Here is a 16,789-nt window from a genome sequence, read left to right as displayed (position 1 = left end):
AACCTAGACTTGACAGATGCGCAGTCATGGATTGGCTGCATCACCGTGTCATCGCACAGGCGCAACCGCATCAGGCGCAGAAGGACTCCATTGACTAATTTGAATGCCACTTTCCGGCATCAGAACTCAGCGCTGCTCGCGGTGAAGGCGCGTCTGGCGCCGCTCGTGGTGACCTCGGAGGAGATCGACGTGCGGCTCGCCGAGGCGCTTACCCGCCTCCGTCTGCCCACGGGTCTGCTCCAGCGGGTCGCCGGCGTGATCTCCCGCCGCAACTGGGACGACAACGGCACGTTCGATGAGGCCGCAGCGGGAGCCGCCGCCGAAGCGCTCGACGAGGCGAAGGTCGACCCGAAAGACGTCGGCCTGCTGATCAACACCTCCGTCACGCGGAAGCACCTCGAGCCGAGCGTGGCTGTGGGCATCCACCACGCTCTCGGCCTGCCTTCCTCGGCGATGAACTTCGACATCACGAACGCGTGCCTCGGCTTCGTGAATGGCATGACGCTGGCCTCGCAGATGATCGACTCGGGCCAGATCAAGTACGCGGTGATCGTCGACGGTGAGGATTCGAACGAGATCCAGGCGAACACGATCAACCGCCTCTCGCAGCCGGGCATCTCCCGCAAGGATTTCGTGAACGAGTTCGCCTCGCTCACCCTCGGATCCGGTGCCGCCGCCGCCGTGCTCGGCCCGGCCGATGCCCACCCGGAGGGCCACCGCATCATGGGCGGCATCTCCCGGGCCGGAACCGAGCACCACCTGCTCTGCGTCGGCGACAAAGACGGCATGTTCACGCACACCAAGGAGCTGCTCGCGGGCGGTATGGCGCTGGTCGTCGAGGCGTGGAAAGAGGCCAAGGGGTCCTGGGACTGGCAGAAGATGGACCGCTACATCCTGCACCAGGTGAGTGACGTGCACACCGACTCCATCGTGAAGGCGGCGAAGCTCGACCGCAACAGGATCCCGCTGACCTACCCGGAACTCGGCAATGTGGGCCCCGCATCGCTTCCGATGACGCTTGCTCTCGAATCCTCGAAGCTGGTCAGGGGCAACCGGGTCCTCTGTATGGGAGTCGGTTCGGGCATCAACACCGCCATGACCGAGATCGTCTGGTAATGGGCCGTCAGCGCTGGCGCGAGCCGGCGTCGCTGCCCGGGGTGCACCAGGCGGCCGGGTCGACTGGCTCTGCCACCGACGACTTCCCGGGTCTGGATGCCCGGTGGTCCCGGCTCGTCACGGCCCCCGACCACAGCGGAACTCCGCGCACCTGGCATCTGCTCGACAACCTGTCGCTTCTCACGGAGGCGGGCCTGGAGCCCACCGGCACAATTCTCTGCGTGCACGGCAACCCGACCTGGTCGTACCTCTGGCGGAGCGTCGTCGCTGCGGCGACGGATGCCGCACTGGCCGGTGCCTCACGTGCAGATGCCGCAGAGCCCCCGTCGGCACCGGTCTGGCGGGTCATCGCCGTCGACCAGCTCGAGATGGGTTTCTCGGAGCGCTCCGGTCACGATCGCGGCCTGCCGGCGCGCATCGCCGATCTGGGCGCGCTCACCGACGCGCTCGGCCTCGCCGGCCCGGTCATCACACTCGGGCACGACTGGGGCGGTGTCGTCTCGCTGGGCTGGGCAGTCGATCATCCGGAGCTCCTCGCCGGGGTCATGATGCTCAACACGGCGGTGCATCAGCCCGAGCACGAACCGCTCCCGGCTGCGCTCCGGCTGGTACTCAAACGCTCGCTCCTGGTTGCCAGCACCGTCCGCACGACCGCCTTCCTCGACACGACCCTCGCCATCGCGCACCCGGCTCTCGAGCCACGGGTGCGGCAGGCCTTCCGGGCGCCGTACCGATCGGCCCGGCGTCGCGAGGGGATCGGTGCCTTCGTGGCGGACATACCCGTCGACGCCTCACATCCGAGCTTCGCGGAACTCACGCGCGTCTCGTCTGCGGTCGCCCGGCTCGACGTGCCCGCCCTGATGCTCTGGGGTCCCCGCGACCCCATCTTCAGTGACCGTTACCTCGGTGACCTGATCGCGCGCCTGCCCCACGCCGACGTCACCCGTTTCGAGGACGCGGGGCACCTGGTCGGTGAGGATGTCGCGGTCGCCCCGATGATCCTCGCCTGGCTGGCCGCCCGATTCGGGAACGCGAAGGCAGCTCCCGCGCCAGCCGCGGGCATACCGGACGAATCGCAGCCCGCCCCGGCCCCCGAGTTCCGGCCGCTCTGGGCCACCCTCGACGAGCACGCGGCAGACCGCGGGGCCGTCGTCGTCGAGATGGCCCCGCGCGGCGCCCGGCGGGGGAGCGGCATCCGCTCAGTCAGTTGGAGCCTGCTGAAGCGGCGGGTGGATGAACTCGCCGCCGGCCTCACGGCTGCCGGCGTAGAGCGTGGCGACCGGGTGTCGCTGCTCGTGCCTCCCGGCGCCGACCTCACGGCGGTGCTCTACGCGTGCCTCCGCATCGGCGCAATCGTCGTCGTCGCCGACGCAGGACTCGGCATCACGGGCCTCGGCCGTGCTGTGCGAGGCGCACGCCCCGACCATGTCATCGGCATCGAGACGGCCCTGGCCGCGGCCCGGGTGCTGGGCTGGCCCGGACAGCGCATCTCGACGCGCACGTTCTCCGCACCTCTTGCCGCTGCGCTCGGTGTGAGCCACTCTCTCGCGGGGGTCGCCCGGCTCGGTCGCGCCGCGATCGCCGACGGCGGAGGGCCTCGCGTCGCCGCGTCCGTCGACACCGCCGCCGCCGACCCCGCCGTCGACCCGGATGCCACCGCCGCCATCCTCTTCACCTCCGGCTCGACCGGACCGGCGAAGGGGGTCGTCTACACCCACCGGCAGCTCGCGGCCCTCGTCACCCTGCTCCGCGACCGGTTCGGAATCGCCGCCGGAACAGGCCTTGTGGCGGGATTCGCGCCGTTCGCCCTGCTCGGCCCGGCGCTCGGCGCCACCTCGGTCACCCCTGACATGGACGTCACCGCACCCCGGACCCTCACCGCCCGCGCCATCGCCGAGGCCGCGGCGGCCGTCGACGCCATCGTCGTCTTCGCCTCGCCCGCGGCCCTGGTGAACGTGTGCGCCACAGCGACTGCAGCAGCGAAAGCGGATGCCCTGACCGTCGTCGAACGGAATGCCCTCGCCCGCGTGAAGACCCTGCTCTCCGCCGGCGCACCGCTGCCCGTTCCGCTGCTCGAGGAGGTCGCGCTGCTGATGCCGGCCGCGAGCATCCACACTCCCTACGGCATGACCGAGGGTCTGCTGATGACCGACATCACCCTCGACGAGATCGTTCGCAGAGCGGAGCAGGTGAAGGCGCACCCCGGGCAGGCAGACACCCGTCAGCCGGGGGGTGTCTGCGTCGGCCTGCCCGTCGCCGGAGTGCAGGTGCTGCTGAGCGCCCTGGACGAGCGGGGTGCTGCCACCGGCCCCCTCAGCGCCGCACCCGGGGTGACCGGCGAGATCGTCGTCTCGGCCCCCCACCTGAAGGACCACTACGACCAGCTCTGGCTCACCGATCGTGCGGCCACGGCGGGAACACCCTCGGAAGACGCCTGGCTGGCGGGCTCCGGATCCGGCGCCGAGGCAGCCACCGGCCGCTGGCACCGCACCGGCGACGTGGGGCATCTCGATGCAGAGGGCCGGCTCTGGATCGAGGGTCGCCTGCCGCACGTCATCACCACGGCGGCGGGCATCCTGACCCCGGTCGGCCCTGAGCAGACGGTCGAAGCGTTGCCCGGGGTGCGCCGTGCTGCTTTTGTCGGCATCGGCCCGCGGGGCACCCAGCAGGTCGTCGCCGTGATCGAGACCTCAACTGCGAGCTCCCGACGAGGCCGGGTCACGCTCGCCGAACCGTCCCTGGCGGGGGCGGTCAGGCGCGCATCCGGAGTCGACGTCGCGGCCGTGCTGGTGGTCGGCGACCTGCCGACGGACATCCGCCACAACTCCAAGATCGACCGCCTCGGCCTTGCTTCCTGGGCCGCCGGAGTGCTGGGTGGCGGGCGGCGGTCGAAGCCGTGAAGGTGCTGGTCACCGGAGCGAGTGGGATGCTCGGCAGGGCCGTCGCGCGCGGGGTGCTTGCAGCGGGCCACGACGTGCGCACGTTCCAGCGCGGAGCATCGGGGGTGGCCGGTGCGACGGATGCCCGGGGCAGCATCACCGACGCCGGCGCCGTCGCTCTGGCCACCGATGGCGTCGACGCCGTCGTCCATCTCGCTGCGAAGGTCTCGTTCGCGGGGGCGCCGGAGGACTTCCGCGCGGTCAACGTCGAAGGCACCCGCTCGCTCCTCTCGGCAGCCCGGGAGGCGGGGGTGAGCCGGTTCGTGATGGTGTCCTCGCCGTCTGTGGCGCACGCCGGGCTCTCGATCGTCGGTGACGATGCGCTGCCGGCCGATCCACTTCGCGCGCGGGGGGAGTATGCGCGCACCAAGGCTGCAGCCGAGCTGCTGGCGCTGGATGCGGACCAGCCGGGTTTCGCCGTCGTCGCCGTTCGCCCGCACATCGTCTGGGGACCGGGCGACACCCAGCTCATCGAACGGGTGGTCGAGCGGGCCAGACGGCGGAGGCTGCCGATCCTGGGCGGCGGGCTCGCCCTGATCGACACGACCTATGTGGACAACGCGGCCTCCGCCCTTCTGGCAGCGCTCGAACGCGCCGACCGGGTGCACGGCGAGGCGTTCGTGGTGTCGAACGGCGAGCCGCGAACGGTCGCCGAGTTGCTCGCGGGAATCTGCAGAGCGGCTGGAGCGCCTGCACCGGCCTGGAGCGTACCGGCCGCGGTGGCCCGGGAGGCCGGGGGCCTGATCGAGCGTTTCTGGGCCGTGCGACCCGGGCAGGACGAGCCGCCGATGACCCGGTTCCTCGCCGAGCAGCTGTCGACCTCGCACTGGTACGACCAGCGCCGCACGCGCCAGGCGCTCGACTGGCGGCCCTCGGTATCGCTCGACGAGGGGCTGCAACGGTTGGCCGAGTGGTACGCCATGGCGCCGGGGGATCGGCTATCCTAGAGAGCTGGACCGGGCCACCGCCCGTCTGAGACAGACGAAACTGAATACGTAAGAAAAGGAGGCCGGCCGTGGACATCGACCTCAGCGTGCTCAAGCTCATGGAACGCGAACGCGAAATTCCCTTCGACGAGCTTGTGCAGATCATCGAGCAGGCGATTCTGACCGCCTACCTGAAGCACACCGACCAGGCTGACCATGCGCCGGCCGGCGAAGCGCCGAAGGCCCGCGTGCACCTCGACCGGAAGACCGGGCACGTCAGCATCTTCGTGCCGGAGCTCGACGACGAGGGAATCGTCGTCGGTGAGAGCATCGACGAACCGAGCGACTTCGGCCGCATCGCCGCGTTTGCGGCGAAACAGGTCATCAACCAGCGCCTCCGCGACATCGCCGACGACGCCGTGCTCGGCGAGTTCAAGGGCCGGGAGGGTGACATCGTCGCCGGGGTCATCCAGCAGGGTCCGAACCCGCGGATGATCCACGTCGACCTCGGCACGGTCGAGGCGATCATGCCTCCCGAGGAGCAGGTCGCCGGCGAGACGTACACCCACGGCAACCGGATCCGTGTCTACGTCACTGCCGTCGGGCGGGGGCTGAAGGGCCCGCAGATCACCGTCTCGCGCACGCACCCCTCGCTTGTGCGCAAGCTCTTCGCGCTCGAGGTCCCCGAGATCGCCAGTGGTGTGGTCGAGATCGTGTCGCTCGCCCGCGAGGCCGGCCACCGCACCAAGATCGCCGTTCGCGCGACGGAGCCCGGCATCAACGCCAAGGGTGCCTGCATCGGAGAGCTCGGCCAGCGTGTGCGCGCCGTGACGAACGAGCTCGGCAACGAGAAGATCGACATCGTCGACTACTCGGATGACCTGCCCACCTTCGTCGCCAACGCGCTCTCCCCGGCGAAGGTGACAAGCTCGTTCGTCATCGATGCGTCGCTGAAGGCCGTGCGCGCGCTCGTTCCCGACTACCAGCTGAGCCTGGCGATCGGCAAGGAGGGGCAGAACGCCCGTCTCGCCGCAAAACTGACAGGCGCGAAGATCGACATCCAGCCCGACTCGATCCTCGAAGACGACTAGCCCGGGCATCCATTCGACAGCCCGAGCGGTGTCGATACCGTCCGGGCGAATCAGGGCGGTGCTAGAATGAAACCTGTAAGAACGTGCGTCGGTTGCCGAGCGCGTGCCGAGAAATCCTCCCTTCTCAGGGTCGTGGCCCAGAATTCCCAGCTTGTCGTCGATGGCGGCGCTGTGTTGCCCGGGCGAGGCGCGTATCTCCACGCAACCATCCACTGTCTTCAGAACGCCGTGAAACGTCGGGCCTTCGGCCGGGCGCTGCGGACTGACAGGCAGCTCGACATTTCCGAACTAGAGACAAGGCTGAACGCCACTGTGAACAACACTGAGTTAGCTAATGATTAGCAACGCCAACTAATGAGCGCCTCGAAATGAGTAGCGCACGTAACTGAGGCCGTCCCTGTTCGGGGTCACGGCCCGAACAAGGAGAATTGTGGCAAAACCACGCGTACACGAGATCGCAAGCGAACTCGGCGTCGACAGCAAGGTCGCCATGGCGAAGCTCAAGGAAATGGGCCAATTCGTCAAGGGACCGTCATCCAGCATCGAACCACCGGTCGCCCGGCGCCTGAAAGAGGCGCTGCAGGCCGAGAGCGCCAAGGCATCAGCCGGCGGCGCAACCACCACGGCCAGCGCAGGATCGTCGACCACGTCGACGGCAACTGCTGCACGCCCGGGCGGAGGCCGTCCCGGTCCCGCCGCGCCCAAGGCCCCGGCACCCTCGGCCCCGACGGCAAGCCCGTCCGCGCCGTCAGCTCCTGCATCGAGCACGCCGGCTGCCCCTGCATCCAGTGCCACCGCACCGCGAACCCCGGCCAGCCCGGGCCGGTCAGGTGCGATGGTGCCTCCGACGAGCCAGTCGTCCCGCACGGCCATCCCGTCGCCCGCCCCTGCTCCGTCAGCGGAGGCCCCCGCCGCCGCTCCGAGTGCCTCGGCGCCCGAAGCCTCATCGACCAGCCCGGCCTCGGCTGACGCTCCCGCCACGGGCAGCGCTTCCGGCGACGGCTCGGCTCCGCGCCCCGGCAGCAGCGCCCGCCCCGGCGGACCGCGACCGGGCAACAACCCGTTCGCGTCGTCGCAGGGAATGCAGCGCCCCGGGGCACCTCGTCCCGGCAACAACCCGTTCGCGAGCTCCCAGGGCATGGGTGCGGCTCCCGCAGCCGGCGCCCGTCCCGGGGCTCCCGCCGGTGGCAGCGCCACGCCCAACAACATCCCCCGTCCCGTCGCTCCGCGCCCCGGTGCACCCCGCCCCGGCGCCCCGCGCCCCGGTGGAGCAGGCCAGGGCAACCGCCCCGGTGGTTTCGGTGCTCGCCCGGCCGGTGCCGGCGGCTTCCGTCCCGGCGGCGCCGGTGGTGCCCGTCCGGCCGGAGCCGGCGGGTTCCGTCCCGGTGGCGCTCCCGGTGGAGCTCCCGGCAACACCTTCGGCCCTCCCCGCCCCGCAGCGGGTGCGGGTGGCCGCGGCCGTGGCCCCGGCGGTGGTACCGCTGGTGCCTTCGGTCGTGGCGGCGGTCGTGCCAAGGCACGCAAGTCCAAGCGCACGAAGAGAGCAGAGTTCGAGCTCAGGGAAGCACCCTCGCTTGGTGGCGTGAGTGTTCCCCGTGGCGACGGATCGACCGTGGTGCGCCTGCGCCGTGGAGCATCCATCACCGACTTCGCCGACAAGATCGACGCGAGCCCGGGCAATCTCGTGACCGTGCTGTTCCACCTCGGTGAGATGGCGACCGCGACGGAGTCCCTCGACGAGGCCACCTTCGGTGTGCTCGGCGAAGAGCTCGGTTACAAGATCCAGATGGTCTCGCCCGAAGACGAGGATCGCGAGCTCCTGCTCGGCTTCGACATCGACCTCGACGAGGAACTCGCCGAGGAGACCGACGAAGAACTCGAGATCCGCCCGCCGGTCGTCACCGTCATGGGTCACGTCGACCACGGTAAGACGCGCCTCCTCGACGCGATCCGGAACGCCAACGTGGTGGCCGGTGAGGCGGGTGGCATCACCCAGCACATCGGTGCCTACCAGGTCGTCGCCGAGCACGAGGGCATCGAACGCGCCATCACCTTCATCGACACACCCGGTCACGAGGCGTTCACCGCCATGCGTGCCCGTGGTGCGCAGGTCACCGACATCGCGGTTCTCGTGGTGGCAGCAGACGACGGCATCATGCCCCAGACCATCGAGGCACTGAACCACGCCCAGGCGGCCAACGTGCCGATCGTGGTCGCGGTGAACAAGATCGACGTTCCCGGAGCCAACCCGGCCAAGGTGCGCCAGCAGCTCACCGAGTTCGGCCTGGTCGCCGAGGAGTACGGCGGAGACGTCATGTTCGTCGATGTCTCGGCGCGTAACAACGTCAACATCGACAAGCTGCTCGACGCTGTCCTGCTCACTGCAGATGCGGGTCTCGACCTGCGGGCCAACCCGAACAAGGACGCCCGAGGGGTTGCCATCGAGGCGAAGCTCGACAAGGGTCGCGGCGCGGTTGCAACCGTGCTCATCCAGTCGGGAACGCTCGAGGTCGGAGACGCGATCGTCGCCGGTACCGCCTACGGCCGCGTGCGTGCCATGCACGACGAGAACGGTGTCGCGGTCCTCGCGGCCACCCCCTCCCGTCCCGTGCAGGTGCAGGGTCTCTCCTCCGTTCCCCGCGCCGGTGACACCTTCCTCGTCATCGAGGAGGACCGCACCGCCCGCCAGATCGCCGAGAAGCGCGAAGCCGTGGAGCGTAACGCCCTTCTGGCCCGTGCCCGCAAGCGCATCTCGCTCGAGGACTTCACCAAGGCTCTCGAAGAGGGCAAGGTCGAGTCGCTCAACCTCATCATCAAGGGTGACGTCTCCGGTGCTGTCGAAGCACTCGAGGAGTCGCTGCTCAAGATCGAGGTCGACGACAGCGTGCAGCTGCGCATCATCCACCGCGGTGTCGGTGCCGTCACGGCGTCCGACGTCGACCTGGCGACGATCGACAACGCGATCATCATCGGGTTCAACGTGCGCCCCGACCCGAAGGCCCGCGAACGTGCGGCCCGCGAGGGTGTCGACGTGCGGTTCTACTCGGTCATCTACAACGCACTGGAAGACATCGAGAACTCGCTCAAGGGCATGCTCAAGCCCGAGTTCGAAGAGGTGCAGTCGGGTGTGGCCGAGATCCGCGAGATCTTCCGTTCCTCCAAGTTCGGGAACATCGCGGGTGTCATCGTGCGCTCGGGTACGATCACGAGAAACGCCAAGGCGCGGGTCATCCGCGACGGTGTCGTGGTCGGCGACAGCCTCGCCATCGAATCGCTCCGCCGGTTCAAAGACGACGTCACCGAGGTTCGTACGGACTTTGAGGCCGGTATCGGTCTCGGCAAGTTCAACGACATCCAGATCGGCGACGAGATCGAGACGATCGAGATGAAAGAGAAGCCGCGCACCTAGCGGTCAGCACTACCCTTGGCGGGGCATCCGGTTCCTTCAGGTTCCGGATGCCCCGCCCTCACTCTTTTGACGAAAGGACGCGTCATGGTTGACGAAGCCAGAGCACGCAAATTGGCCGACCGCATCAAGGTCATCGTGGCCAAGAAGCTCGAACGCGGAATCAAAGACCCGCGAATGGGTTTCGTGACCATCACCGACGTCCGCGTCACGGGCGACCTGCAGCACGCCTCGATCTTCTACACGGTGTACGGCACGGACGAGGAGCGTGCGGACAGCGCCGCCGCGCTGAAATCCGCGACCGGGATGCTCCGCACCGAGGTCGGCAAGAACATCACGTCGCGGCTCACGCCGTCGCTCGAGTTCATCGCCGACGGCATCCCCGAGAACGCCAAGCTCATCGACAGCCTGCTCACCGAGGCGCGCACCCGCGATGCCGAGGTGGAGACCCTGGCCCGCCAGGGCCAGTACGCCGGCGACGCCGATCCCTACGTCAAGCCCCGCGTCATCGCTGACGACGACGACTTCGACGACGCCCCGCCCGCCGCCTGACTCACCGCCCCGCCCACCCCGACCGAAGAACCCATCGACTCGGGACTTTCGGTCGGTATCCGCGCCGCGAAGCGACCGGAACTCCCCAGCCGATCTGCAGACGGCGGACGCCGGCCGGTCAGCGTACCGCGCGGGTGACCGCGGCGGGCGTCAGGAAGTCGCCGGTTCGCTCGACCTCGTGCACGAGGTCGACGAGGGCCGCGTTGACGGGTGCGGTGCGCCCGGCTGAGGTCGCCTCGGCAACGACGGCACCGTTGAGGTAGTCGATCTCCGTCGGCTGGCCGCGGCGGATGCTCTGCAGCGTCGAACCGGGGTTCGGCGTCGAACCCATGCGCGCCCGCATCCGGAGCGGCAGCTGTTCGGCGAGCCGCACCGGGGCGAGGGCGAAGGCCCGGAGCAGCGCCTGGCTGAGTCCCTGCACCCTGCCGTAGTGGGTGCCGCGCGCGAAACCGGTGCGCACCGCCTCCTGCATGCTGCGTGTGATGATGCGGCGGAGCTCCGGATGCTCGATGGTCTCCTGCACGCTGAGCCCTGTGATCGCGGGCATCGCATTCACCTGGTTCACGATCAGCTTCGACCACTGGGCGCCGGTGAAGTTCGCGATCGCCTCGGCGGGCATGACGGCCGACAGCGTGGCCGTGGCCGCGAGCGCGGCTGGGGAGGGCTCGCCGTCACCCGAGCCGAGGTAGGTGACGCCCGTCGTCGTCACAGAGATCTCGCCGGCCGCAAGGTAGCTCGCTGCGTAGAGCGCGAGGGCGCCTGTCCACTCCGCATCCGGCAGCGCCGTGCGGGCGGTGTCGAGCGCTTCGAGACCGTTCTGCACGATGACCACAGACCGGCCGCGGAGGACGTCGGCGTTCGAGAGGATGGCCGACCGGGCATCCTGCGCCTTCGTGCAGACGAAGGCCAGCTCGGGCGCTACTGTGAGGCGTTCGTTCGCCTGCACCGGTGCGACGTGTGTGCCCCAGCCTCCGGTGAGCCGGATGCCCGACTCCCGGATGGCCGCCAGGTGCTCGCCGCGCGCGGTCAGTTCGACACTGTGCCCGGCCCGGTCGAGGAGCGCGGCGATCGTGCCGCCGATGGCGCCACCTCCGACAACGGCGATCTGCATCCTGGGCGACCTTTCACATGAACGGGACGGTGTGGGCCCGGGGCCGGCGAGGGTCTCGCCGTGACAGGCACCTGGCTCAGGGAAGCGTGTACCCCGCGGGCGTCTCTACCAGCAGGCCGTCTTTCACCAAGCCTGCCACAGCGCGCTCGCGCTGCACGTCGTCGGCCCAGAGCGCCGTCACCGTGGCCGGGGGCACCGCCCCGTCGTGCGCGCGGAGGGCGCCGAGCACGAGTCCTCGCACCTGCCGGTCCGATCCCTCGTACTTCTTCTGCACGGCCTTGCGCTTGCCGTCATAACCCGGATAGCCCGCGGTGCGCCAGAGGCAGGAGTGCGCGATCGGGCAGGCATCGCAGCGCGGTGACCGGGCGGCGCAGACGACGGCGCCGAGCTCCATGATCGCTCCGTTGAACGCCCGCGCGGCGAGCGGGTCGAGGGGGAGGAGCGCCTCCATGGCGACCAGGTCGAGCCGCGCGCTCGGCGGGCCCGGCTCCGCGTGCCCGTCCACGGCGCGGGCGATGACCCGGCGGATGTTGGTGTCGACCACCGGATGCCTGTCCCCGTAGGCGAAGGCGGCGACGGCCCGCGCGGTGTAGTCGCCCACTCCGGGCAGGGCGAGCAGGTCATCCACCGCCCGGGGTACGACGCCGCCGTGCCGCTCGAGAATCGTGACGGCCGAGGCGTGCAGCCAGAGCGCTCGGCGGGGGTAGCCGAGCGACTGCCAGGCACGAACGGCTTCGCCCGCGGGTTCCGCCGCCAGCGCCGCGGGGGTGGGCCAGCGCGCCAGCCACTCCTCGAGCCTCGGGATGACCCGTACCACGGGTGTCTGCTGAAGCATGAACTCGCTCACCAACGTGCCCCAGGCACTGAAGCCGGGCCTCCGCCAGGGCAGGTCGCGGGCATTCAGCGCGAACCACGCGTTCAGGGTCTCTGTGATCACGGTGGCCTGGGACATCCGCTTCAATCTACCGAACGTAGACTGCCACCATGTCCTTTCCTCCCTCCCCTCGTGAAGTGCTCTCGGATGCCCTGGCGGCGGAGATCGTGCACAACTACGCTCGCGGGCGACGCCTGGTCGCGGTCGACGGGGCTGCGGGAACGAAGCTGTTCGCCGATGCTCTCGGCGTGGCACTCAGGGAGGCCGGTCACGCTGTTGCGCGGGCAACCCTCGACGACTTTCTGCGACCGCGGGCGGCCCGTGAGGAACAGGGCGCGGATTCCGCTCCGGGCTACTACGACGACCGGTACGACTACTCGACATTCCTCCGCGTGCTGGTGCAGCCGTTCAAGCTCGGCGGCAGTGCGGGGTTCGTCGCGGCGAGCTTCGACGCCTCGCGGGATGTGCCGCTCGCGCCGCGGTGGCTGACCGCCCCGGCCGACGCGATCCTGCTGGTCGACGGGCCCTTCCTGCAGCGCCCCGAGCTCCGCGGCATCTGGAACTTCGTGGTCTACCTGGAGCCCGACGCCTCGAAGCTCGACCCGCGGATCGACGGGGCAGACGAGCTCTACATCGGAGCCGTGCAGCCCCGCAGCGCCAGCGACGCGATCGTGTCGGCGATCGATGAGAACGATCCGCGCAGAGTGTTCGCCGACCGCTGCTGACGGTGCTCTGCGGGGCGTGGAGCTCCCGTGCGGCCGGGAGCTTGTACCCTTGGCAGAGTGAATCCCGGAAGCAACCGCAGCGGCATCCTCCTCGTCGACAAACCGCCGGGGAACACCAGCCACGACGTCGTGGCCCGCACCCGCCGACTCGCGGGAACCCGCAAGGTGGGGCACGCCGGCACCCTCGACCCACTGGCGACGGGCTTGCTGGTGCTGGGCGTCAACAGCTCCACCCGGCTCCTGACCTACGTGGTGGGTCTCGACAAGGAGTACGAAGCGGTCATCCGGCTGGGGGCCTCGACGACGACCGACGATTCCGAAGGGGACGTTCTCGAGGTGGCACCCGCCGGAGCGATCGGCGGTCTCACCGACCAGCGCATCACCGACGGCCTCGCAGCGCTCACCGGCGACGTGCTGCAGCGCCCGAGTTCGGTGAGTGCGATCAAGGTCGACGGCAAGCGGGCGTACGCCCGGGTGCGGGGCGGCGAAACGGTGGTTCTGGATGCCCGTGCCGTGACGATCTCGTCGATCGACGTGCTGGGCGGCGGGCCGGTGTCCGCGGCCGACGGGTCTGGCGCCGCCGCCTTCTGGGACGTCAGTGTGCGGGTCGTCTGCTCGTCGGGAACCTACATCCGCGCCATTGCGCGTGACCTCGGCGACGCGCTGGGGGTCGGCGGGCACCTCACGGAGCTCCGGCGAACCCGGATCGGGCCGTTCGGGGTCGCGGAGGCCCACACCCTCGAGACGATCGACGCCGACCGCGATCTCCTGGCCCCTGCAGCGGTCGCCGCCCTGCTGTTCCCGACGGTTCCCTTCGACGCGGCTCAGGCGGCCGACCTCCGGAACGGCAAGTGGGTCGACCTCAGTGACGCCGCGCGGAGCGGACCGGCTCCGCTCGCAGCGATCGATCCCGCTGGGCTGTTGATCGGTCTCTTCGAGATCCGCGGTGGCACCGCCCGGGTGCTCGTGAACTTCCCCACTGATGCAACCACAGCCACAGAGACAGCCACAGCCACAGACGGGCCCGCAACATGATCGAGTGGTTCTCCTACGCGCAGATCGCGGTGGCGGTGCTGGCCGGCGTGTTCTGCCTCGTGGTCGGCTTCAGCGGCCGGATCCCGAACGACTACACGCTCGGGGCGACGGCGCTCGTCGAAGTGCTGCTGGTCATCCAGTTCATCGTCGCCCTGCTCGCACCGGCCTTCGGCAACGACGCCCGCGGGGATGTGCTGGAGTTCTACGTCTACGCCGTCTCTGCCCTTCTGCTGCCCGCTGCAGCGGTGTTCTGGGCGCTGATCGACCGCACGAAGTGGAGCACGGTCATCCTCGGTGTCGCCTGCCTCGCGATTGCGGTGATGGTGTTCCGCATGAACGAAATCTGGCTCATCCAGAACGTCTAAACTTGAGACCGACATGCCAACAGAATCCCTGCCCGCGCCCGTGAACCCACCGGCCCGACGCCCTCGAATCGCCGGTGTCGGCCGGGTGCTCGTCGTGATCTACGCCATCCTCGCGCTCGGTGCCTTCGGCCGATCGCTCGTGCAGATCATCCAGCAGTTCGACCAGGCACCCCTGGCCTACACCCTCTCGGCCGTGTCGGCCTTCGTGTACATCGTCGCCACCGTGGCCCTGGTCGCACGGGGCGCCGTGTGGTACCGCGTCGCCTGGATCACGATCTCGTTCGAGATGGTGGGCGTGCTGGTGGTGGGCACGCTGAGCGTCGTCGCACCCGAGCTGTTCGCCCACGCCTCGGTCTGGTCGTACTACGGGGTCGGCTACCTGTTCATCCCGCTGGTGCTCCCGGTGCTCGGCATGATCTGGCTGTCGAGGAAGCGGCCCACCACCAACCCGGAGAGCGCCCAGTGAAGGTCTTCCGATCGGTCGACGAGATCCCGGCGGACTTCGGCCCCTCAGCCATCACGGTCGGCAAGTTCGACGGCGTACACGAGGGCCATCGCGCGGTCATCCGCGAGCTGCTCGCCGTTGCCGCGAAAGAGAACCTCGTCGCCACGGCTGTGACATTCGACCGTCACCCCTCGACGTTCCTCGCACCCGAGAGGGCGCCGGTGGCCCTGGTGGGCAACGACCAGAAGCTCGGCCTCCTCGCGGGCGCCGGGCTCGACGCGACGCTCATCCTCACCTTCGACGCCGCCCTCGCCTTCCTCACACCGGTCGACTTCGTGCAGAGCATCCTCGTGAACGGCCTGCACGCGAGGGTCGTGCTCGTGGGGCGCGACTTCCGGTTCGGCTTCCGTGGCGAGGGCGACGTGGCAATGCTCACCGAGCTGGGTCTCCAGCACGGCTTCACGGTGCACATCATCGACGACGTCATGCCCTCCGGCGGTCGCCGCGTCTCTTCGACGTGGATCAGGGAACTGCTGGCCGTCGGAGACGTGAAGACGGCCGCGGCCCTCCTCGGGCACGCGCCCGCCGTGCAGGGCGAAGTCGTGCACGGAGCGAAGCGCGGGCGTGAGCTCGGTTTCCCGACCGCGAACCTGTCGCCGAGCTCCGAGGGGCTCATCCCGGCCGACGGTGTGTATGCCGGCTGGCTCACCGACGGCGATTCGCGCTACCCGGCCGCGATCTCGGTCGGCAGCAACCCGACGTTCGACGGGGTGCCGCCGAAGCAGGTCGAGGCGTTCGTGCTCGATGAGACCATCGACCTCTACGGGCATGTCGTGCTGATCGCCTTCGCCGACCGCATCCGGGGAATGGTGAAGTTCACCGGCATCGGCCCGCTGATCGAGCAGATGAACGACGACGTCGAAAAGGTCAGAGAGCGCCTGGCGTGACCGCTGCCGGACCGACGCTCCGGCGAGCCGGGGGCGTGCTGGCGCTCGTCGGCATCGTGCTGGTTGCGGCGAACCTCCGAACCGCGGTGGCGGCGCTGTCGCCGATCTACGGGGACATCAGTGCCGACATCCCCCTCTCGAGCCTCGATGTCGGCATCATCGGCACCCTCCCGCCCCTCTGCTTCGCCCTGTTCGGGCTCCTGGCGCCCCTCTTCCAGCGACGGTTGCGCGTCGAGTCGCTGATGGTGATCGCCCTCGCCGCCATGGTCACCGGGGATGCGCTCCGGGCGCTCTCTCTGTCGTACCCGATGCTCGTGCTGGCCAGCGCGCTGACCTTCGCCGGCATGGGGATCGGCAATGTGCTGCTGCCGCCGCTGGTGAAGAAGTACTTCCCCGGGCGCATCGGTCCGTTGACGGCGGTCTATGCCACCGTGATGGCTCTGTTCGCACTCCTCCCGCCTCTGGTTGCCGTTCAGGTGAGCGAGAATTCGGGCTGGCGGTTCTCGGTCGGAATGTGGGGCGTGCTCGCGGTGCTGGCGATCGTGCCGTGGATCCGGTTGCTCGCTGCCGACCGCCGCAGCACACCCGACCCGGTCACGGCCGAAGGCGTGCTGCCAGAGGCCGACGGCGCACTGCTCGGGCACGCCCGGCATTCGCCCCTCGCGTGGTCCCTCGGCCTCATGTTCGGCGTCACGGCCTTCAACACCTACGCGTGCTTCGCCTGGCTGCCGCAGATCCTCGGCGACATCGCGGGGCTCGACCAGGGCGGCGCCGGAGCTCTGCTCTCGCTCTACACGAGTATGGGCATCCCCGCGTCGCTCCTGATCCCGGTCATCGCGGTGCGGCTCAGGAACGTCGGCGGCATCATCGTCTTCGGCGTCTCGGCGTTCATCCTGGGGTACCTCGGTCTGCTGCTGCTGCCCACGACGGCGCTCTGGCTGTGGGTCGCCCTGATCGGCGTCGGCCCGCTCCTCTTCCCCCTCGCACTGCTGCTGATCAACAAGCGGAGCCGCACCCAGCGCGGCGCTGTGGCTCTCAGCGGCTTCGTGCAGGGCCTCGGATACCTGATCGGCGCCCTCGGGCCGTTGCTGGTCGGTGTGCTCCACCAGGTGACAGGCGAATGGACGGCTCCGCTCATCCTGCTGCTTGCCAGCACGGCGTCCGTGCTGCTCGTCGTGCGGGTCGTCTCCCGCCCCCGGTTCATCGAAGACGACTGGCACAGAACGGCCCGCACCGTCTGACGTCTACACTTGATGG

At 69.3% G+C, this 16,789-nt stretch carries 15 protein-coding genes; 13 read left to right on the top strand and 2 right to left on the bottom strand.

Annotation, left to right across the window (positions count from 1 at the left end; genetic code table 11):
* Window positions 1–90: 90 nt before the first annotated feature.
* The 7 genes from B7R21_RS11235 to rbfA all read left to right on the top strand — a co-directional run bounded on the left by B7R21_RS11235 (window position 91) and on the right by rbfA (window position 10,030).
* Entirely contained in the window at window positions 91–1,116 is a 1,026-nt protein-coding gene (locus tag B7R21_RS11235) for a 3-oxoacyl-ACP synthase III (protein WP_116283350.1), read from the top strand.
* Window positions 1,116–4,016, top strand: a complete 2,901-nt coding sequence (locus B7R21_RS11230) for an alpha/beta fold hydrolase (RefSeq protein WP_116283349.1) — start codon at window positions 1,116–1,118, stop codon at window positions 4,014–4,016. The genes B7R21_RS11235 and B7R21_RS11230 overlap by 1 nt, the downstream gene beginning before the upstream one ends.
* Window positions 4,013–5,002 (top strand): NAD-dependent epimerase/dehydratase family protein, encoded by a 990-nt coding sequence (locus tag B7R21_RS11225; RefSeq protein WP_116283348.1) that lies wholly within the window; start codon window positions 4,013–4,015, stop codon window positions 5,000–5,002. The genes B7R21_RS11230 and B7R21_RS11225 overlap by 4 nt, the downstream gene beginning before the upstream one ends.
* A gap of 68 nt (window positions 5,003–5,070) precedes the next feature.
* On the top strand, window positions 5,071–6,072 hold the full coding sequence (nusA, locus tag B7R21_RS11220) for a transcription termination factor NusA (RefSeq protein ID WP_116283347.1): 1,002 nt from the start codon (window positions 5,071–5,073) through the stop codon (window positions 6,070–6,072).
* Window positions 6,073–6,138: 66 nt separating this feature from the next.
* Complete coding sequence (locus B7R21_RS11215; RefSeq protein ID WP_116283346.1) at window positions 6,139–6,414, top strand: YlxR family protein; 276 nt, start codon at window positions 6,139–6,141, stop codon at window positions 6,412–6,414.
* Between the two features lie 88 nt (window positions 6,415–6,502).
* A complete protein-coding gene (infB, locus tag B7R21_RS11210) occupies window positions 6,503–9,481 on the top strand; it encodes a translation initiation factor IF-2 (protein ID WP_116283345.1) in 2,979 nt (992 codons plus the stop codon).
* An 84-nt stretch (window positions 9,482–9,565) separates the two neighbouring features.
* Window positions 9,566–10,030, top strand: coding sequence for a 30S ribosome-binding factor RbfA (rbfA, locus tag B7R21_RS11205; protein WP_116283344.1), 465 nt, complete (start codon window positions 9,566–9,568; stop codon window positions 10,028–10,030).
* A 118-nt stretch (window positions 10,031–10,148) separates the two neighbouring features.
* Here the strand turns inward: rbfA and B7R21_RS11200 are convergent, their stop codons facing one another.
* Both B7R21_RS11200 and B7R21_RS11195 read right to left on the bottom strand, forming a co-directional pair.
* Window positions 10,149–11,141, bottom strand: coding sequence for a ketopantoate reductase family protein (locus tag B7R21_RS11200; RefSeq protein ID WP_116283343.1), 993 nt, complete (start codon window positions 11,139–11,141; stop codon window positions 10,149–10,151).
* A 76-nt stretch (window positions 11,142–11,217) separates the two neighbouring features.
* Window positions 11,218–12,093 carry an A/G-specific adenine glycosylase gene (locus tag B7R21_RS11195; RefSeq protein WP_116283342.1) on the bottom strand — a complete coding sequence of 292 codons (876 nt, stop codon included), beginning with the start codon at window positions 12,091–12,093 and terminating at the stop codon, window positions 11,218–11,220.
* 32 nt (window positions 12,094–12,125) lie between these two features.
* Here B7R21_RS11195 and B7R21_RS11190 point away from each other — a divergent pair, with 32 nt between their 5' ends.
* The 6 genes from B7R21_RS11190 to B7R21_RS11165 are packed head-to-tail and all read left to right on the top strand — an operon-like array spanning window position 12,126 to window position 16,773.
* The gene (locus B7R21_RS11190) at window positions 12,126–12,740 is read left to right on the top strand and encodes a hypothetical protein (protein WP_147305872.1); all 615 of its coding nucleotides are present in this window, start codon (window positions 12,126–12,128) and stop codon (window positions 12,738–12,740) included.
* Between the two features lie 57 nt (window positions 12,741–12,797).
* On the top strand, window positions 12,798–13,775 hold the full coding sequence (gene truB, locus B7R21_RS11185; protein ID WP_116283340.1) for a tRNA pseudouridine(55) synthase TruB: 978 nt from the start codon (window positions 12,798–12,800) through the stop codon (window positions 13,773–13,775).
* The gene (locus B7R21_RS11180; RefSeq protein ID WP_116283339.1) at window positions 13,772–14,140 is read left to right on the top strand and encodes a hypothetical protein; all 369 of its coding nucleotides are present in this window, start codon (window positions 13,772–13,774) and stop codon (window positions 14,138–14,140) included. Before truB ends, B7R21_RS11180 begins: the two co-directional genes overlap by 4 nt.
* A 13-nt stretch (window positions 14,141–14,153) precedes the next feature.
* On the top strand, window positions 14,154–14,606 hold the full coding sequence (locus B7R21_RS11175) for a hypothetical protein (RefSeq protein WP_116283338.1): 453 nt from the start codon (window positions 14,154–14,156) through the stop codon (window positions 14,604–14,606).
* A complete protein-coding gene (locus B7R21_RS11170) occupies window positions 14,603–15,532 on the top strand; it encodes a bifunctional riboflavin kinase/FAD synthetase (protein ID WP_116283337.1) in 930 nt (309 codons plus the stop codon). Before B7R21_RS11175 ends, B7R21_RS11170 begins: the two co-directional genes overlap by 4 nt.
* Window positions 15,529–16,773, top strand: a complete 1,245-nt coding sequence (locus B7R21_RS11165; protein WP_116283336.1) for an MFS transporter — start codon at window positions 15,529–15,531, stop codon at window positions 16,771–16,773. The genes B7R21_RS11170 and B7R21_RS11165 overlap by 4 nt, the downstream gene beginning before the upstream one ends.
* Window positions 16,774–16,789: the final 16 nt, after the last annotated feature.

The sequence above is a fragment of the Subtercola boreus genome (assembly GCF_003399625.1).
Classification (GTDB): domain Bacteria; phylum Actinomycetota; class Actinomycetes; order Actinomycetales; family Microbacteriaceae; genus Subtercola; species Subtercola boreus_C.
This window is presented reverse-complemented; position numbering and strand designations above follow the sequence as displayed.